At 73.9% G+C, this 18910-nt stretch carries 12 protein-coding genes; 7 read left to right on the forward strand and 5 right to left on the reverse strand.

Features of this window, described 5'->3' with window-relative positions; genetic code table 11:
• Positions 1-48: 48 nt before the first annotated feature.
• The 7 genes from ABD999_RS20415 to ABD999_RS20445 all read left to right on the forward strand — a co-directional run bounded on the left by ABD999_RS20415 (position 49) and on the right by ABD999_RS20445 (position 10603).
• The gene (locus ABD999_RS20415; RefSeq protein WP_271279583.1) at positions 49-1980 is read left to right on the forward strand and encodes a hypothetical protein; all 1932 of its coding nucleotides are present in this window, start codon (positions 49-51) and stop codon (positions 1978-1980) included.
• A complete protein-coding gene (locus ABD999_RS20420) occupies positions 1973-3916 on the forward strand; it encodes a TOMM precursor leader peptide-binding protein (protein WP_345482836.1) in 1944 nt (647 codons plus the stop codon). The genes ABD999_RS20415 and ABD999_RS20420 overlap by 8 nt, the downstream gene beginning before the upstream one ends.
• A gap of 44 nt (positions 3917-3960) precedes the next feature.
• On the forward strand, positions 3961-5574 hold the full coding sequence (locus ABD999_RS20425; protein ID WP_345482837.1) for a SagB family peptide dehydrogenase: 1614 nt from the start codon (positions 3961-3963) through the stop codon (positions 5572-5574).
• Between the two features lie 22 nt (positions 5575-5596).
• Entirely contained in the window at positions 5597-5776 is a 180-nt protein-coding gene (locus ABD999_RS20430) for a thiopeptide-type bacteriocin (RefSeq protein ID WP_148033045.1), read from the forward strand.
• Positions 5777-5904: 128 nt separating this feature from the next.
• Positions 5905-8487 carry a lantibiotic dehydratase gene (locus ABD999_RS20435; protein WP_345482849.1) on the forward strand — a complete coding sequence of 861 codons (2583 nt, stop codon included), beginning with the start codon at positions 5905-5907 and terminating at the stop codon, positions 8485-8487.
• Positions 8484-9458, forward strand: a complete 975-nt coding sequence (locus ABD999_RS20440; RefSeq protein ID WP_345482838.1) for a lantibiotic dehydratase C-terminal domain-containing protein — start codon at positions 8484-8486, stop codon at positions 9456-9458. Before ABD999_RS20435 ends, ABD999_RS20440 begins: the two co-directional genes overlap by 4 nt.
• A 5-nt stretch (positions 9459-9463) precedes the next feature.
• Positions 9464-10603 (forward strand): thiopeptide maturation pyridine synthase, encoded by a 1140-nt coding sequence (locus tag ABD999_RS20445; RefSeq protein WP_271277336.1) that lies wholly within the window; start codon positions 9464-9466, stop codon positions 10601-10603.
• Between the two features lie 144 nt (positions 10604-10747).
• Here ABD999_RS20445 and ABD999_RS20450 read toward each other — a convergent pair whose 3' ends face one another.
• From ABD999_RS20450 to ABD999_RS20470, 5 genes are all read right to left on the reverse strand, one after another.
• Positions 10748-14521: a type I polyketide synthase gene (locus ABD999_RS20450; protein WP_271277335.1), complete on the reverse strand. Its 3774-nt coding sequence runs from the start codon at positions 14519-14521 to the stop codon at positions 10748-10750.
• A gap of 39 nt (positions 14522-14560) precedes the next feature.
• Positions 14561-15604: a ketoacyl-ACP synthase III family protein gene (locus tag ABD999_RS20455; RefSeq protein ID WP_219546225.1), complete on the reverse strand. Its 1044-nt coding sequence runs from the start codon at positions 15602-15604 to the stop codon at positions 14561-14563.
• A 19-nt stretch (positions 15605-15623) separates the two neighbouring features.
• A complete protein-coding gene (locus ABD999_RS20460) occupies positions 15624-15875 on the reverse strand; it encodes an acyl carrier protein (RefSeq protein ID WP_271277334.1) in 252 nt (83 codons plus the stop codon).
• The gene (locus ABD999_RS20465) at positions 15872-16882 is read right to left on the reverse strand and encodes a ketoacyl-ACP synthase III family protein (RefSeq protein ID WP_271277333.1); all 1011 of its coding nucleotides are present in this window, start codon (positions 16880-16882) and stop codon (positions 15872-15874) included. Before ABD999_RS20465 ends, ABD999_RS20460 begins: the two co-directional genes overlap by 4 nt.
• Before the next feature lie 386 nt (positions 16883-17268).
• Positions 17269-18591 (reverse strand): cellulose binding domain-containing protein, encoded by a 1323-nt coding sequence (locus tag ABD999_RS20470; protein WP_187281285.1) that lies wholly within the window; start codon positions 18589-18591, stop codon positions 17269-17271.
• Positions 18592-18910: the final 319 nt, after the last annotated feature.

Here is an 18910-nt window from a genome sequence, read left to right on the forward strand (position 1 = left end):
GTTCGTAGCATTTCGCTCATGGGAGCGCTCCCAAACACTGATGCGGCGATGAGACCACGACTACGCGACGACGTCCGGTTCGTCGAATGCCCCGACGGGGCCTACGTGCACAGTGACTACGGTGCGTGCACGCTACGCGGACGGCACGCGTACGCCTGGCTCGGCAGGCTGGCGCCCGCGCTGACCGGCCGGCACACCCTGGACGAGCTCACGTCGAACCTCTCCGCCGACAAGCAGGCCATGGTCGAGAGCCTCGTGGGCCGGCTCGCCGAACACCGGTTCGTGGTGGATGACCGGCAGGCGCGCCCACACGGACTGACCGGCGCGGAGCTGCGCGCGTACGCGGAAGAGATCGCCTTCATCGGTTACGCCCTGGATTCGCCGGAGGCGCGATTCGAGCGGATCCGCAGCGCCCGCCTGGTGCTGGCCGGGGCGGGCCCGCTGCTGGAGGCGCTGGTGGAGGCGTGTGTCGGTTCAGGGTGGCGGTACGTCGCCGTGATCTGTCCCGAGGCCACGGCGGCCGGCCGGGCGGCCGAGGCCGTCCGGCGCGATCCCCGCCAGGAGATCCGGACGCTCTCTCCCGCCGGCGACGCGCTCGTCCGGGCCGTCGCCGGGGACGCCGACGTCGTGCTCCAGGTCAGCGCGGACCTCGACGACCTGGTGGCGACGGCCCGTCTGGCCGAGGCGGGCGACGTCGTGCTGGGCCAGGCTCTCGCCGGTCCTGCGGAGGTCTGGCTCAGCAGGGTGGGACGGCCCTCGGTGACCGCCGCGGAGTCCGGTTGGCACCGGCTGGCCGCACTGCCCGCCGCGGCCCCGGCGCCGTCGAACGAGGACTGGCTGACAGGACCGGTGCCGAAGGTCGTCGCCGCCATGCTGGCGCTCGCCTGCTTCTCCCAGGTGACCGGGCTCGACACGGACCGGGAGCGCCTGCTCACCCGGGTCGACCTGCGCAATCTCGACACGCTCCCGCACCGGTTCCTGGCCCGTCCACGTGCGGGCACCCGTCCTGGCGGAGGCCCGGAGGCGATCCGGGACCGGGCCGCGGAGCTGGCGACGGCCACGCCGATCGAGGCGGAGAGCCTGCTCGGCCGCACCCCCGAGCTGGTCGACTCGCGCCTGGGCCTCCTCGGCATGCTGGACGAGCAGGCGCTGGCCCAGTCCCCGCTGGCGGTGTGCGGGGCGACCGTCTCGGACCCGTTCGGGGCGCTGCCCGGCTGGGCGCCGCCTCCGCAGGTGTTCGGCTGGGGACCGGACCAGCGGACGGCCCGGCTCCGCTGCCTGCTCGCCGCACTCGCCACGTACGGTCTGCTCACCGTCGACCCGAGTGCCGACCCGGAAGCGACGATATGGGGCGTGGAACTGCCGGAGGGCCGGCCTGTGGAACTGCCGGAGGGCCGGCCTCGTCCCGTGCCGGTATCCGATCTCCGGCTCACCGGTTTCGGCACGCCGTGCCCTCCGGTGGGCACCGGTGCCGGGCTGAGCTGGCCGGAGGCGCTGTCCGCCGGTCTGCGAGCCCGATGCGAGCACCTGCTGGCGGGCACTCTGGAGGCGGGCGGGAGGGGCGCGCCGGTGGGTCCCACGGAAGATCCGGTCGCGGAGGCGTTGCTGCGCCAGCTCGTCCTGGCTGGTGAAACGCCGGAGGTGAGCGATCACACGGCCGTTCTCGGCGTGCCCGCGATCTCCCTCACCGTCCCCGGCCAGGACCCGATCGTGTCCGTCGCCGCCACCGCCCCGGCGGCGCTGCGCGACGGCCTGGAGCGGCTGCTGCTCCGCTGGCAGTCGCGGACCGCCGGGCAGCCCGCGTACGCCGAGGCCCGTCCCTTCTGGCCGCCGGACGGCGACCCCTCCGAGGCCGTACGGAGGATGGCCCGGGGACTGCGCCGCCTGGGCAAGACGCCGGTGGCGGTGCCACTCGACGGCGACCCCGAGGCCGCCCGGCTGCTCCCCTTCGTCACCCACGTCGCGCTGCTCGATGACTGAGGCCGCCGTCACCGCGTACGCGGACCCGGTGACCGTGCTGGGTGAGGGCCGCCTGTACGCGGCCATCCGCGCGGCCCTCGCCTCGGCCACCGGTCCCGTGATCGTGGTCGCGAGCGACGCCGACGACGCGCGGCCGTACCCGGGAGTGGCGCGACGCGCGGCCGAGAGCGGCGCGTCGTGGCTGCCGGTGCGCGTGGAGGCGGGCTGGGCGCTGGTGGGCCCGGCCGCGCGCCCGCCCCTGCCCGGCTGCCCGACCTGTGTGGAACGGAGACGCGCGGGCAACCGGCCGGACGCGGTGGCTCGCGACAGGCTGCGCGCCCGGTGGGGCGCGGACCTCGGCTCCCGGCCCAGCGCGCTGCTCACACCGCTCGTCACGCGCGCCGTCGCCGCGCTGGTCGCCGACGAGGTGCGCCGGCTGCGGCGTGACCCCGGTTCCGCGCGGACCGCCGGCGCGCTGCTGAAGGTCCGCCTGCCGAACGCCGAAGTACGCCACCACCCGTTCCTTCCCGACCCGTTCTGCCCCGACTGCGGCGTGCGGCCCGACGACGGACCGCACGCGGCTCGGTACGTCCCCCGTCCCGCGCCCAAGCCGGACCCCGCGACCTTCCGGGTCAGCGGCATCGGCCACCGGGCGGCGGAGTGGGAACAGCGGTTCGTCGACCCGGAGACCGGCATCGTGCAGGCTCTGGTCGCGCAGGAGCGCGGCGGCGGCCCGCTCGCGGTGGCGCGGCTCAGCCCGGCTCGCACCGAGCACGAGAGCCACCACGGCTACGGCCGCAGCGGCGACTTCGCGTCCGCGCGGGCCACCGCCGTCGCCGAGGCGCTGGAACGGATCGCCGGCATCGCCCCGCGCGGCCGGCGGACCGTCGTGCGCGCCGCCTACGACGACATCGCCGGCGACGCGCTCGACCCCCGCACGCTGGGCCTCTACCCGGACGACTGGTACGACCGGCCCGGCTTTCTGTTCACCCGCTTCCGTCCGGATCGGCCCACCTCGTGGGTGTGGGCGTACTCGTTCGCACGGGACGCGCCGGTGCTGGTGCCGGAGAGCTACGCCTTCTTCGGTCCCCGCCCGGCGGACGACCTCGGATTCGCCTACGAGTGCTCCAACGGCTGTGCCCTGGGCGGCCACCCGGCCGAGGCGATCCTGTACGGCCTGCTGGAGGTGGCCGAGCGGGACGCGGCCCTGGCCACCTGGTATGCCCGGATGCCCATTCCGCGGGTGGACCTCGGCTCGGCCTCCGACCGCCGCATCCCGATGCTCGCCCAGCGGGTACGCGACCGGCTCGGCTACGACGTGCACGCGCTCGCCGCGCTGATGGAGCAGCGGGTGCCGGTGTTCTGGGTGATGGCCGTCGACGCGCTGGACCGGCCGGACCGGCCGCGCGTGCTGTGCGGCTCCGCCTCCCACCTGGTGCCGCAGCGGGCGCTCCGCCGGGCGCTGGAGGACCTGGGCCCGATGCTGGCAGGCCACATCGACCGCTACGACCCGGCGTCGTCGGCCCGGCTGGCGGCCGACCCCGAGGAGGTGCGGCTGCTGGAGCACCATCCCCTGGCCTACGCCCACCCGGACGCGTTCGACCGGCTGGGCTTCCTGCCGCTGGACGGGCCCACGCTGACCGTCGCCGAGGTGACGGCCCGTGCGGGGTGGCCCGCGCACGACGACCTCCGCGCGGACGTGGCCGAGCTGGCGGGACGCTTCCTGGCCGGCGGCCTCGACGTGATCGCCGTCGACATCACCTCGCCCGAGGCGAAGGCGTGCGGCATGTCCGCCGCGAAGGTGATCGTGCCGGGTACGGCGCCCATGACGTTCGGTCACCGCTACCGGCGCGTCCACGGCCTGCCGCGGTTGCTGAGCCTGCCGCGGCTCCTCGGTCACCGGGACCGCGACCTGGGGCCCGAAGAGCTGAATCCCTATCCTCATCCGTTCCCCTGACCCCGGTCACCACCGGCACGACGAAGGAAGCGAGGCGCACCCGTATGCACCCGACCACGGCGGCGAGCGAGGCCGGCGCGGCCACCCGCCGCTACCTGGCCGCGATGCGGAACCGGGGCCCGCTGTCCATCGACTGGGGCGGCGCGCCGACCAGGCACAAGCGCTACCCGGACGCCGTACGGACGCGGCTCCCCTGGGAGTCCGGCGACGGCTCGGCCCTCGGCCGGATCGGCGAGCTGCTGCGGGACCTGCTCGGCATGACCAGGCTCGTCTGGTGCCATCAGCTCGACGACGGCGGCGAACCCGCGGGGCGGCCGCCCATGCTCCTCACCGGCCGGCCGGCGCCGTCGGGCGGAGGGTTGTACGCGATCGAGGCGTACGTGGCCGCGGGCGAGCCGCGCCCGCCCGGCCTGCCGGCCGCCCTGTACCACTACGACCCGGTGCACCACGTGCTGGAGCGCGTGCGCGGCGGCGACCACACCGGGGCACTGGCCGGCCTGCTCGCGGACGGTCCGGCGGCGGACGTGGCGATCGTCCTGTCCGCCGTGTTCTGGCGGTCGATGTTCAAGTACGGCGACTTCGGCTACCGCCTCATCTGCCAGGAGACCGGCGTGCTCGTCGCCCAGGCGCTGGCCGCCGGCGGGCGGCTGGGGCTGCCGTGCCGGGCCTGGCTGCGGTTCCCGGACGGTGAGGTGGACCGGCTCCTCGGGCTCGACGGCGCCCGGGAGGCCGCGCTGGCCGTGCTCACGCTGACCCTGCCACCCGGCGGTGCGGGGCGCCCGGACGCCTCCCCGTCCGCCCACGAGCTGATCGAGCGCCCGGTGGCCGGCGAGAGCACGCCGCTGCCCAAGCCCATGCCTGACGGCCTCGCCGCGGCCCTGCACCGAGCCTGCTCCGCCGCCTCCCCCACGGGCTCGCCGGAGCCGGCGGAGGCGCTGCGGCCACGGCCGCCGGCGCGGGCGGGCCGGGCCTTCCCGGCTCCTGAGCCCGCGACCGGGATCCGCGCCGGCCCAGGAGCGTCTCGCCGCACGTCCCCGCTGGCCGGCTACCGGCCGGCGCCCCTCAGGGGCGCGGCCCTCGGCGCCGTGCTGGCCGCGGCGGGCGAGGGCTACCCGGCCGACCTGCCGGGCGCCGAGAGCGGGCCTGCCGTGACCGCGCTGTGCCTGCTGGCCTTGCGGGTGGAGGGCCTGCCGCGGGGCGCCTACTGGTACGACCCGGCCCGGCGGACGCTCCACGAGCTGGCCGGCGCCGAGCGGGTGGACGAGGTGGCCACGGGGCGGCTGCTGGCCAACACCCGGGTGGCGCTGCGCGGGGCCGCCGCCGCGCTGGTCCCCGCGGGCGACCCGGTCGCGGGCGCGCGCCTGTTCGGGGACCGCTGGTATCGCATGCAACAGATGGAGGCGGGCCTGGTCGTCCAGCGGGCCACGCTGGCCGCCACCGCGCTGGGCCTGGCCGCGCGCATCCACTCCGACGGCGCCAACGAGACCACCGACGAGGTGCTCGGCCTCGCCGGAACCCCCTTGCGGAGCCTGTCCTTCCTGCTGCTGGGCACTCCCCCGACCGGCGGGCCCCTGGTGGCCCGCCCCATGCCGGCCGTTGTGCACGAGGAGGTGATGCCCCGCTCCGACGAGAGCCTGACCCGTACAGATCACCTTTGATCGGAATCAGAAGGAGAAGCACATGTCCGCTGAGAACCTCAAGCTCGACCTGCGCGGCCTGGACGTCGACTCCATTGAGGTCGTGTCGGCCGACTCCCTCGTGGTGGAGGGCCACGGCGCCATCGAGACCGGCGCCTCCTCCGCCTTGGGCTACTGCTCGTCCTACCTGACGGCCACCAGCTGCTGGGCTCCGGAGGCGTGACGCCGGAGGCGTCGGCCCGCCGGTGACCCCCGGGTCACCGGTATGACGAGCAGGGCCGAGGGCGCCCGTGCCGTGGGCGCCCTCGGCCCCTGGCGAACCCTCACGAGGAGCGCGTTCGATTGACCGATGTGACGCACACCGTCCCCGTCACCGGGGACGGCGACCTGGCAAGGCTCGCTGATCCCGATTATGCCGTCTCGCCCGTCCTCGCTGTCCGCGTCGCGGCGCTGCCGGTGGCCGGGCTGGACCGGATGCGCTGCACCCGGACGTGGCGGCTGGTGGACGAGCTGGTGAACGTCTCCGCCTGGTTGCGGCGGGAGGGCGCGGACCTGTCCGATCCGCTGCACGACGTGATCGGCGGCACCGCGCCCGGTCCGGCCCGGTCCGGGCTGGTGGCGCTACGGCGCGCGGTGTTCTCCGGACGCCGCCTGAGCGGCGGGGCCGCGACCGCCGACGCGCTGGCGGCCCTCCCCGCCGACCTGACCGCCCGCGTCGGCGCGTGGACCGCCCTGCGGCGCCGCGCGGACGAGTTGCGCGCGGCGCTGCCCGCCGCCCTGGCAGAGGAGTCGCGGGAGAAGACGGCGCTGCTCCGCGAGGCGGTGTCCGACGCCGGTTTCCGGCACGGCCTGGCCCAGGGCAGCCCGGTGCTGGCCGGACGCCTCGACGCCTGGCTCGCCGGCCCCGCCGACCGCCGGCCGGAACGGCAGGAGCTGCTGCGGCTGGCCCGCTATCTCGCCCGGGCGACCGTCAAGACCAGCCCGTACGCCACGTTCACGCTCAGCGGCCTGGGCCGGTGGGAGGCGGACGGCCCCGCGCCGGCGACCGGTGGCGAACCCGCCTGGCACCTGGTGGTCGAGCTGGATCGGGCGGTCCTGCGCCCGCTGTGGGCGGCGCTCACCCGGCATCGGCGCGTACGGGAGCGCGCCCGGCTCCGCGTCAACCCGACCGCGGCCGACGACGGCGACCGGATCTGGTTCCTCGGAGCCGGTCACGGCGAGCCGCTGTCCGCGGTGCCGTCGAGCCCGGCGGTGCGGGAGGCCCTCGACTGGGTGCGCGGGCACCCCTGCCCCACCCTGGCCGCCGCCCCCGGGATCGAGCCGCTGGCCGACGCGGGGCTGCTGGAGTTCGTCGCGCCGTACGACGAGCAAGGCCACGACCCGGTGGGCCGGCTGGCGTCGTGGCTGGCGGAGGACGGCCCGGCGCCGTACACGCGAGCTGTCGGCCGGGTCGCTGCCGCCCTGCGCGACGGCGTCACCAGGCCCGGCGACGAGAAGGCGTCCGCGGTCGTACGGGAAGCGCTGCGGGAAGTGCTGCCGCCGGGACCGTCGCTGCCGGACAAGAACCTGCTCTGGCACAGCGCCGTCATTCCCGGCGTCGCGGGACGGCTGAGCGCGCCGGCCTGGCGCGACGTGTGCGACGACCTCGACGCGCTGCGCGGGCTGCTCGGCCTGTTCGACCCCGACCTGCCCGTCAAGATCGCCGCCGCCGCGTTCTTCCTGGACCGGCACGGCCCCGGCGGCCGGATCCCCGCACTGACGTTCTACCGCGAGATACACCAGGAGGCGCCGGGCGGGAGCGGAGCGCTGCTGCGCGGCATGCTGCGCGACCCGGTGGCGGGCACGCGTGAGGTGCCGGACGCCGAGCCGCCGCCCGGCTTGGTACAGCTCACCGGACTGCGGCGGAGCTTCTGGGAACAGACCGGCGCGCGGGAGCCGGGGCCGGTGGTCGACCTCACGGCCGCCCGCCTGGCCGAGATGGCCGGCGACTGGCCGAGTTTCGTCCGGCCCCCCGGGTCGATCTGCTGCTACCTGCAGGCCGTGCCGGGACCGGGCGCCCTGCGCGCGGTCGTCAACTCCATCTCCGCCGGGTACGGGCGCGGCCTGTCGCGGCTGCACCGGCTGGTCGTCCTCGCCGGCGGTGAGGCGCCGCCCGCCGGCGAACTCCGCGCCGCGCAGGGCGACGTCCTGGTGGCCGAGTGCCGCGGACTCGTCGGCGGCGGCCTCAACGCCCGTCCGGCCGCGGCCGACCTCGCCCTCGACCACCCCTTCACCGCCCCGGACGCGCACCTCCCGCGCGTCTCGCCGGCGGAGCTCACCGTCGGCTACGACCCCGGATGCGACAGGCTGACCCTGTTCGACGGCGCGGGCCGCCCGGTCCGGCCGGTCCACCTGGGCATGACCGCCCAGTACTGGCTGCCGCCGTGGTTGCAGTTCCTGGTGCGGACGTTCGGGGAGCCGTCCACGGCGATGGTGCCCGGCTGGGTGTTCCGCACCCGGAGCGAGGTGCCGGGCGAGGGCGAGGTGGAACGGTGGCCGCGGATGGACCTCGGGCGGGTGACGTTCGCCCGGGCGGTGTGGCGGCTCCGGGCAGGCACCTTCCCGGTGCCGGCCAAGGGCGAGGGCGAGGCCTCGTACCTGCCCAGGCTCGCCGAGTGGCTGGCGCTGCACGAGGTGCCCCGCCGGTTCTTCGCCCGGGTGGTGGACCTGCGGGACGGCCTGCTGGTGGGGCTGCTGAGCAAGGACCGCAAGCCGATGTACGTGGACGTCACCGACATGCTGCTGCTGAACGGGTTCCTGCGCGCGCTGCGCGACCCCGGCGCGCTGCTGGTGATCGAGGAGGCCCTGCCCGATCCCTCCCAAGCGCCCCGCTACGGCACCGGCCGCCGGGTCACCGAGTACGTCGTCCAGCTCTCCGCGCGGCCGGGCCGATGACGGACGCCGACAGCCGCTGGATCGGCGCGCACCTGTTCCATTCCGGCGACCTCGACCCGCTGATCAACGACGTGGTGGACCCGGTGACGCGGGAACTGGCAGCGGACGGCACCGTGCGCCGCGCGTTCTTCCTGCGCTACTGGGAGGGCGGTCAGCACGTGCGGCTGCGGCTGGAGGTGCCGGACCCGGCGCGGGCGTCGCGCGTCCATGACCTGGTGCGCGAGCGGGCGGCGGCGCACTTCGCCGCCCACCCGTCGCCGCCGGTCGACGCGGCGGCCTACCGCGCGTTCGCGGCCGCCATGGCCGCGGGCGAGCGGCGCACGTCCTACGACGAGCGGCTGCGTCCCGCCGGCTCGGTGGCGTTCATCGGCTACCGGCCGGAATACGAGGCGTACGGGGACGCCGCCTGCGTCGCCGCCGCCGAACGGCACTTCGCGGAGTCGAGCCGGCTCGCCCTGGACGTGCTGCGCGCCGGTACCGAAATGGCCCGGCGCGCGGCGATCGGGCTGGCCGCGCTCACCGTCGCAGCCGCCGCGTGCGAGCCGGACCTGCCCGCCGCCGCCCACCGCCTCGCCACCGCCGCCCGCCAGGCGCGAGAGATGGGCGGGGAGTCCGTGGGCGAGGAGGATTGGCGGCGCCGCGAAGGCGCCCTCCTCGCCCAGACGCGCAGGCTGTGGGACGCGCCCGGCTCCGGCGGCGACCTGCTGGCCTCGTGGGCGGCGTCGATGCGCGCGCTCCGCGACGACCTCGGCGCCCTGCACGCCGCCGGCCGGTGCGCGCCGCGGGACTCGGGCTCGCCGCACGCGCTGCTCGCCCTGGCCGCGCCGCTGGAGCGGCGCACGGTGTCGCTGATCCTGATGCGCTGCGTCCACCTGTTCCACAACCGGCTGGGGCTGCGTGCCGGGACCGAGCGCCACGTGTCGTACCTGGCGGTCCGTGCCCTCGCCGGACTCGCCGACTCCCGGAGGTGACCCCCTTGACCGCGTCCGACGCTCCCACCTGGCACTGCGTGCACGTCTACTACCACGCGGCGGACAAGGACGGCCTGCTGCTGGATGCCGTGCGGCCGCTGTTCGACGGCCTTCGCGGTCAGATCGAGGCGGCGTACGTGCTGCGCCACTGGCGGCAGGGCCCGCACCTGCGGATCAACGTCAAGGCGGCGCCGGCCGTCTGGGAGGGGGTCGTGCGCCCGCGGGTGGACGAGGTCATCGGAGCCTACCTGCGCGAACACCCCTCGACGGCCGCGCTCGACCCGGCCGCGAGCCTGGCCAGGCACCGCCTGCTCGCCATGCGGGAGCAGGAGCACGGGCCGCTCACGCCGTGGCCGCCGGACAACTCCATCCACGACGCGCCGTACGACTCCCGCCGGCACGTGCTCGGCAGCGACGAGGCGGTGGGCCTGCTCACCGCGTTCTACACCGATGCCACCCCGCTGCTGTTCGGCATGCTGGAGCACGTGCGTGCCGGCCGTGACAGCAGGACCGGGCTCGCGCTGAGCCTCATGCTGACCGTCGCGCACACTTCGCAGCACATCACGCGGAGCTACCTGTCGTACCGGATGCACGCGGAGGGCTTCATCACGTGGGCGGCCGACCCCGAAGGCGTCCGCGCCGCTTTCGAGCAGGGCTTCCGGGAACGGCGGGCCGCGCTCACCGAGCGGGTGCGGGACGTCGTCGCCGCCCTGGACGACCCCGCCGCGCCGCCCGTGGCGTTCGTACGCGAGTGGGCGGCGCTGCTGGAGGACTACCGGCGACGGGCCGGAACGCTGCTGGACAGCGGCCGGCTGGTCCAGCCGACGTTCGAGCCGGGCGAGGCGCTCCGGGCGAGGCCCGGTGACCCGCCCGCTCCCCACCACGAGCCGAACGAGCTGCAACGCCTGATCTACGAGAACCCGGCCTACCACGCGGCGGTCTTCACCGACCCGCGCTTCCTGCGCTACCGGGTGCTGCTCAACTACACGTACCTGCACCTGACCCGGCTCGGGCTCACGCCGCTCGACCGGTTCAGGGCCTGCCACCTGCTGGCCGACGCGGTGGAGGACGTCTACGGCCTGTCGGGGCTGGACGCCCTGCGCCGGTTCGCCGGGGCGGGTGAGCCCACGGAACCGTCACGCTGACGAGCACAGGCCGGTCGGGGGCGCCCGCCCGACGGCGCAGCCCGGCACCTCCTCGTCCGGGGTGCCGGGCTCGATGGACACGCCGGACTCAGAGCTTGACGAATCCCGACGGCTCGCCCTCCGGCGCACGGTGAGGCGGCGGTCTCACCCCCCGATCGCGGGCATGCTCTCGGGAGCGGTCTCCGCCGCCGGGACCGGAGTCGCGAGCAGCTCCACCAGGTGGTCCGCGATCGCGGAGATGGTGGGCTGCTGCCACAGCAGGGTCGCGGGGAGACGGCGGCCGAAGCGCTTCTCCAGGCGCCGCCTGACCATGACGGTCATCACCGAGTCCAGCCCCTGCTCGACGAGGGGACGCCGGATCGCCAGGTCCTCGGGGGCCGTCCTCATCACGGCCGCGATCTCCGCGCGGATCTCGGGCAGGACGCGCTCGCGCAGGTCCTCGGGCGCCAGTCCGGCGAACGACTCCGCCGGTCCCCGGAGATCCTCGTCGGCCGGGGCGGGCGCGTCGATCACCGGATAGCGGAGTCCCGTGAGGTGTCCCACCACCCGGCCGTCCACGTCGGCCAGGAGCGCCCGGACGGTGTCGTCGGCGGCCGGGTCCACGGCCGCGTGGACGATCACCGTCGAGGGCGGCGTGCCGGTCAGCACCACCTCGTCGATGTGCACGACCATGCGCAGCACCGGGTCGCCGGGGAACACGCAGGGCGCCACGGACATCACCGCGTCCAGCGCCGGCGCCCAGCTTCCCGGCTCCCCGGTGCGTACCGTCGCCCGCAGCGCACCGTCTCCGGCCAGCAGCGTCCCGATCGTCCAGCCGAAGCCCGTCGAGGGCACGCCGACGGCGGCCAGCCGCCGGTGCACGAACCCGGGGTCGATCGGGGTGAGAGCGCCGGCGTCCGGCAGCACGTCGGGTTTCACCTGGCCGGGGGCGGCCACGTCGGCGGTGACGTGCACCAGCCAGGCGGGTTCGGGCTCGCCAGGCCCGGCCGGCGTGCGGGCCGCGAGCCGTACCGCCGGCGGCTCGTGCACGACCTGGACCTGCCTGCGCTCCGCGGTCATCAGCGGATGCGTCATCTCCACGTCGGTGAGCGTGACGTCCTCGTCCTCGGCTGCGTGCAGGAACGTGTTGACCAGCACGGCGGCGGGCACGATCTCGACCCCGTTGAGCGCGTGGCTGCCGGGGTAGGGCCGGTTGGCGTCCTCCAGGCTGGTCCGCCACATCCGGGTCCGGCTGCCCGCGAGGCTGGTCGCGGCGCCGAGCAGGGTGTGGGAGTGCACGTCGTGCCCGCGGTTGCCGTCGTCGGCGTACGCCTCGCGCCAGTGGCGGCGGTGCTGCCAGGCGTACGGCGGCAGGTCGGCCAGGCCGCCGGCAGGCTGCAGCCGGCTCCAGTCCACGTCGACGCCGTGACAGTGGGCCGTGCCCACCGCGACGAGGAAGGTCGCCGCCTCCGGCTGGTTGCGGCGCAGTGACGTGCCGACGAACACGTCCTCGAACCCGTTCTCCGAGAGCGTCTCGGTGACGGAGTGCGCGACCACGGGGTGAGGCGAGATCTCCAGGAACACGCGGTAGCCGTCCTGCGCCGCGGCCGTCGTCGCCGCGGCCAGCCGCACGGGGTCGCGGAGGTTCGCCGCCCAGTACGCGCCGTCCAGGATCGGCGTCGACCGGGGGTCCGCCAGCGCGGTCGTGTACATGGGGATGCGGGGCGCCCCGAACGAGAGATCGGCCGTGGCGGCGGCCAGTTCGACGGCCAGGGGCTCCATGTGCGGGCTGTGGAAGGCGACGTCCGACGCCACCCGCCGCACCACGATGCCCTCGGCCGGCCACTCGTTCACCACCTCCTCGACGGCGGCGACGTCGCCGGACAGCACGGTGGAGCCGGGCGCCGACGCGATCGCGGCCACCAGGTCGGTCCGGCCGGCCAGCCGATGGGCCGCCTCCTCGAAGGACAGGCCGACCATCACCATGGCGCCCTTGCCCTCGGCCCGGCGCAGCAGGCGGGAGCGGCGGCAGATCAGGCGGGCGCCGTCGGCGACGGACATCGCGCCGGCCGTCACCGCCGCCGCGATCTCGCCGACGGAGTGGCCGATGACGGCCTCCGGCGCGACCCCGTACGCGTTCCAGAGCCTGGCGAGGCCCAGCTGCATCACGAAGATCATGGTCTGGACGCGGTCGATGGTGTCGAGTTCGCCGTCGGCCAGGACCTGCCGGGGTGAGAAGCCGATCTCCTCGGCGAAGATCGGCTCCACCTCGTCGACGAGGGACGCGAACTCCGGCACGGCGAGCAGCTCCCGCCCCATCCCGCGCCACTGGCAGCCCTGCCCGGAGAAGACCCAGAGCGGCCCGGGACCGGGCTCGGGCAGCACGTCCCCGGTGAGTACGGCCTCGGCCGGCACGTCCTCCGCGAGCCTGCGCAGGCCGGCCGCCAGCTCGTCCGCGCCCGCCCCGACCACGACGGCGCGGCGGGCCAGGTGGGTGCGCCGGAGCGCCAGCGTGTGGCCCGCCGACGCCAGGTCGAGCCCGCTGTCCAGGTGATCGGCGAGCTTGCCCGCGTACTGCCGCAGCGCCTGCTCCGACGCGGCCGACAGGGGGAACAGCCGCTCCCCCGTCACCTCGTCCCCGGGCGCCTCCTGGGCGGGAGGCGCCTGCTCCAGCACGATGTGCGCGACCGTGCCGCCGTAGCCGAAGCTGGAGACGCCCGCCCGGCGCGGGTGGTCGCGCTCCGGCCAGGCCGATCGCCCGGTCACCACGCGCAGGCCCGAGTCCTCCCATGGGATGGCCTCGTTCAGGGTGGTCAGCACGCTCGGGGGGATCTCACCGCGGTCGAGGGCGAGGACCGCCTTGATGACGCCGGCGATGCCGGCGGCGCCTTCGAGATGACCGATGTTGGACTTGACCGAGCCGATGAGGCACGGGTCGCCGGGGGGCCGCGGCGTGCCGTACACGGAGGAGAGCGCCCCCGCCTCCAGCGGGTCGCCGAGCCGGGTCCCGGTGCCGTGGGCCTCGATATAGTCGACGGTGGACGGCGCGACGCCCGCCTGCCGGCAGGCCTTGATCATCACGTGTTCCTGGGCCTCGCCGCACGGCGCCATGATGCCGTTGGTGTGCCCGTCCTGGTTCACCGCGCTGCCGATGACGAGCGCGAGGATCCGGTCGCCGTCGCGCTGGGCGTCGGACAGCCGCTTGAGCACGACCACGCCGCAGCCCTCGCCGCGTCCGTAGCCGTCGGCCGACGCGTCGAACGACTTGGACCGCCCGTCGGGGGCCAGCGCTCCGGCGGTGCCGAGCGTGAGGGTCTGGCCCGGGGTGACCAGCAGGTTGACGCCGCCGGCGAGGGCGACGTCGCTCTCGCCGAGCCGCAGGCTCTGCGCGGCCAGGTGGAGCGCGACCAGCGACGCCGAGCAGGCGGTGTCGACCGCCATGCTGGGCCCGCGCAGGTCGAGCGAGTAGGAGATGCGGTTGGCGACGGCGCAGGTGGCGGCGCCGATGCCGGTCCACGCCTCGATCTGGGGCAGGTCCTCCAGCAGACGGCCGCCGTAGTCGGCGGTGCAGACGCCGACGAACACCCCGGCGTCGGTGCCGGCCAGCCGGTGCGGCGGCAGGCCGGCGTGCTCCAGGGCCTCCCACGCGGTCTCCATCAGGATCCGCTGCTGGGGGTCCATCAGCTCGGCCTCGCGGGGCGACAGGCCGAAGAACTCCGCGTCGAAGCCCTCGATGTCGCTCAGGAAACTGCCGTGGCGCACGGCGTCGCGCAGCGCGGCGGCGTCTTCCGGACTCCGGTTCTCATACCGGCGCCAGCGTTCGGCCGGCAGCGGCCCGGTCGTGTTCCGGCCGGAGCACAGCAGGTCCCAGAACTCGTCCGGTGAGCGGGCGTCGCCGGGAAGGCGGCAGCCGATCCCGACCACCGCCACTGGTTCCACCCGCGGACTGTCGACCATCTGCGTTGGTTTCCCTTCGGTTCATACCCATGGAGGAGTGTCGATGATCTTGATGACGGCGCCGGAGACGGTCACTCCAGGCCCGGTGCCGAGCATCAGCATGTGGTCGCCGGGGCGCAGCTGCCCGGTCGTCAGCAGGTGGTCGAGGGAGAGGATCTGGTCGCTGGCCCCGCAGTGGCCGATCGTGCGGCCGTAGTCCCAGGTCGAGCGGGACATCGGCAGGTCGAGCATGGCCATGCAGCGCTGTTCGACGATCTCTTCGGAGTAGTTCATGAACGCCACCCGGGCGAGATCGCGGGCCTCGATCCCGCTCTCGGCCAGCGCGCGCTCGACGATCTCCATCAACGCCCGCTGGATCTTGAACAGCGCCGAGGTGGCCTCGCCCTTGGGCATGACCTGGTGCCGGAACTGCTCGTTCCTGGTCGCGAAGCTCATCCGGCGCCCGACCGTGACGCCCGGCGGGAACAGGGGTTCGCTGCCCCGGTGCAGCTCCTCGGCCTCGGCCACCGTCGTCGTGCAGACCGACGTCAGCCGCGCGAAGCCCGTCTCCTTGGTGAGCACGAGCGCGCTGGCCGCGTCGCCGCCGATGTAGCCGGGGCCCATCCGCCACCGGTCCATCAGCGGGGTGCCGTAGTTGTCGGCGGCTACCAGCAGGGCGGCCTGCCGGCCGGGGGCGGCGTCCAGGTGGCCGGCCGCGAGTTCCAGGGCGATGAACATCCCGTTGCAGCCCTGCCGGACCTCGGTGGCCAGGACGTCCCCGCCGACGAGGTGACGCTGCAGGTAGGAGTGCGGGGGCCAGCCGTCCGGCCCCTGGTGCCAGGTCGAGGCGTACAGGAGGAGGTCCAGATCGGCCTGCGCCCGCCCGCTGCGCTTGAGCGCGCTCCGCGCCGCGTGCAGGGCCATCTCCGGGGCCGGCACGTCACCGGCCACCGCCGCCCCGGCCAGGTTGTGCAGCTCGGCCTCCTCGGCTGGATACCAGCCTTTGGCGACGGCTTTCGCGACGCTGACGACGGTCCGGGGCACGAAGGCTCCCACTCCGCTGATGTACGTGTCCGCCAACTTCATGACTCTGCCCTCGTCCCGGCTAGACGGATTCGAGCTCTCGGACCATCGCCACGATGGTCACGACGTCCCGGAAGTTGTCGGGGTCGAGCTTCGCCGCGGGGATCGCGACGCCGAGGTCCCTGCGCAGGAAGTTCAGCAGCCGCGCCGTACGCAGGGAGTCCAGGAGGCCCGACACGAGGAGCGGGGTCGTCTCGTCGACCTTGATGTCGTCGCCGTCCAGGACGAGGTTCTCCTGGACGAAGACGACCAGTCTCTGCGTGAGCTCGGTCATGCGCGTGCCCCTTGCGTGACGGGAGAGGTGGACAGGACCCTGAACGCCGCCGCGGCGACGGACGTCCCGGAGCCGAACCCGACCATGAGCAGGTGGTCGCCGGCCACCAGCCCGCCGGTCGCGATCAGGTGCTCGAAGGCGATGAACTGGTCCACCGCGCCGCAGTGGCCCACGCGCCTGCCGTAGTCCCAGGTCGTCTGGTCCTCGTCGATGCCCAGCCAGGACATCTGCCCGTCCAGGTCCTCGCGGCGGCCGTGCGGGAAGGCGACCCGCGTGATGTCGGAGAGCCCGATCCCGGCCTCGTCCAGGGTCTGTTCGACCTGCTGCATCATCGTCTTCTGGATCGTCAGGTGGATCCCGGTCCCCTGCGCCTTGAGCAGCCGCTGGCGGAACTCCTCGTGGCGGTCACCGAAGCTCAGCCCCCTGCCGACGGTGGCGTCCGGGGGGAACAGGGGGTAGGCGCCGTCGTTGACCGCGTCGGCCTCGGGTATCACCGTGGCGTTCACCGACAGGAGCTCGGCCATGCCGTACTCCTTGCCGAGAACGAGCGCGGCCGCGGCGTCGCCGATCAGCGCCCCGGGCGTCATCCGCCAGCGGTCCACCAGCGGGGTGCCGTGGTTGTCCGAGGAGACGACCATGGCGGTCCGCCGGTCCTCGCCGGCCCGCAGGTAGCTCGCCGCCAGCTCCAGCGAGCTGATCATCCCCACGCAGCCGCTCCGGATCTCGAACGCCGGAACGTTCCCGCCGAGGAGGTGCTTCTGCAGGTAGTGCTGAGGTTGCCAGCCGTTCGGGCCCTGGTGCCAGACCGACGGGTAGAGCAGGAGGTCGAGCTCGCGCGGGGAGGACTCACCCCAGCGGTCGTACGCGTCCAGGACCGCGAGCCGCGCCATCTCGGGCGCGGGCATGTCGCCGGCCACCGCCGTGCCGATCTGCTGAAATCGCTCGGCCTCCTCCTCCGGATACCAGCCCTCGCGAACCGCCTGCTCGACGCTCACACTGTCAGGCACATAAACGCCGAGGCTCCTGACGAACATGTTGGATGTACGCACACGTCCCCTAACTCGTCGACGATCCCGGGCAACGGTCCTCGGGCAGCGTGAGGCGGCTCATCCGATTTATTTCGGGCCCGGGATATCAATCGGCTCCCGACCGGCGGGTGAATACAACGGAATGGTCCGGCGAGCCGTCAGCAAGGATAGGGGCCGATCCTCGGATAAGGCAATATGTCCGCGAGCGATCCGGCCCGCGACATTCCGTAATCGAGATCCGACGGAACGTGTCGCATTTCGGAAATGCTTCTTTCCGCTTCACGCCGCCATTTCCGCGAATGTGACGGCCGCGAATCCGGCGCCGGACCCGGCGCTATTCACGCTCGGGCCCGGCGCGCGTCGTCTCAGGCGGGCACCTTCGTGCAGACGATGTCGTTGAGTTTGAACTGGGCCGGAACGGGGTTCGTCCCGGTGGCGGTCGCCGAGAAGCCGAAGCTCTGGCTGGAGCCGGGGCCGATGTAGGAGTTGTGGCCGGCGTCGCGGGCGGTCACCTGGGCGCCGGTCTGGGTCACCGTGGCGTTCCAGGCGTTCGTGATCTGCTGGTTGCCCGACCAGGCCCACGTCACGGTCCAGTCGTCGACGGGGGTCGTGCCGGTGTTCCTGATGGTCACGGTGCCGTTGAAGGCGCCGTTCCAGGCGCCGGTGGCGTAGGCGACCTCACAGGAGGTGCCCAGCTTGAGCCCGCCGCGCAGGAAGGTCGCGAAGTTGGCCCAGGTGGGGTTCAGCGTGCCGGTGCCCACGGTCTCGGAGCAGTCGGTGGTGGTGTAGACGGTCTGGTTGCCGTACTGGGCGGGGTCCATGATCTGGGACATCATGTGGTCCGCGGCGGGCACCGAGACGAAGGTGGCGTCGCCGCACTGAGCCTTGATCCTGTTGTAGAGCAGGACGCTCTGCCCGTGCGGCACCAGGAAGTCGGCCTGGCCGTGCAGGAACATCAGCGGCGGGTCGTTGGCGTCGACGTAGGTCATCGGGTTGGCCTGGGCCACCTTGGCCGGGCAGGTCTGGATCGGGCAGCCGACCAGGAGGGATTCCGGGGAGGCCGGGGAGTCGTGGTCGAGCCCGCCGGTCGGCAGGTTCTGCGCGTTCATCTGCAGGAAGTCGGTCGGGCTGTAGAAGGCGAGTCCCACCTGCACGGCGCTGGAGACGCCGGTCGTGCCGACGGTGCCCTCCAGCGCCGCCACCCCGCCGGACAGGGTGGCCATCTCCGTCAGCCAGCCGCCCGAGGAGTCGCCCATGATCGCGAAGCGGTTCGGGTCGATCTGGTATGTCGCGGCGTTCGCACGCAGCCAGCGGATGGCCGCCTTGATGTCGTGCACCTGGGCCGGGAAGATCGCCTGTGCGCTGTTCCGGACGCTGACGCCGGCCACGGCGAAGCCCAGGGGGTTGAAGATCGCCGCGATCGCGTCCGTGCCGGCCTTGCCGTCGTCGCTCGTCCACGCCGAGCCGGTGTGCCAGATCAGCAGCGGCCGGGGCGTGATGCCGGTGGACGGCAGGTAGAGGTCCAGCAGATGGCCCTTGCTGCCGGCCGGTTGTGCGGGCGCGTAGGCGATGTCGGTGACCACCTGCGCGGCGTGGGCCGGCGGCGCCGAGGCCACCGACACACCGACGGCGGCCAGCACGGTCATCGCCATGCCGACGATCATGGCCGTGCGGATTCGAGCTTGCATGGTGCGACTCCGGTTGGTCGGATGATCGCCGCTTCCCCGGTCCCCGGCCATAGCGCCTGCTAGAACCCTGCTAGAACAATGTCCTGCTCGAGTGTCGCGGCTCACATCGATATGGGCGGGGAGACGATATGACACGTAAGTGACGCTGGTCAAAGTTTTCCGCACTTCATCCAGACCGGACTGAAAAAGCGGCATAAATCGTACTTTGTGGATCACAGGGCTCGAAGGCCGACCAGATCATCCATGGCGTGCACAGGCGGTCGGATAAGCACCCACGGGGCCTTGACAAGCCACTCGGCAAGCGACACCGGCCTTACCG

Origin of the sequence: Nonomuraea ferruginea (assembly GCF_039540635.1) — a bacterium.
In the GTDB taxonomy this organism is placed as follows: Bacteria; Actinomycetota; Actinomycetes; order Streptosporangiales; family Streptosporangiaceae; genus Nonomuraea; species Nonomuraea ferruginea.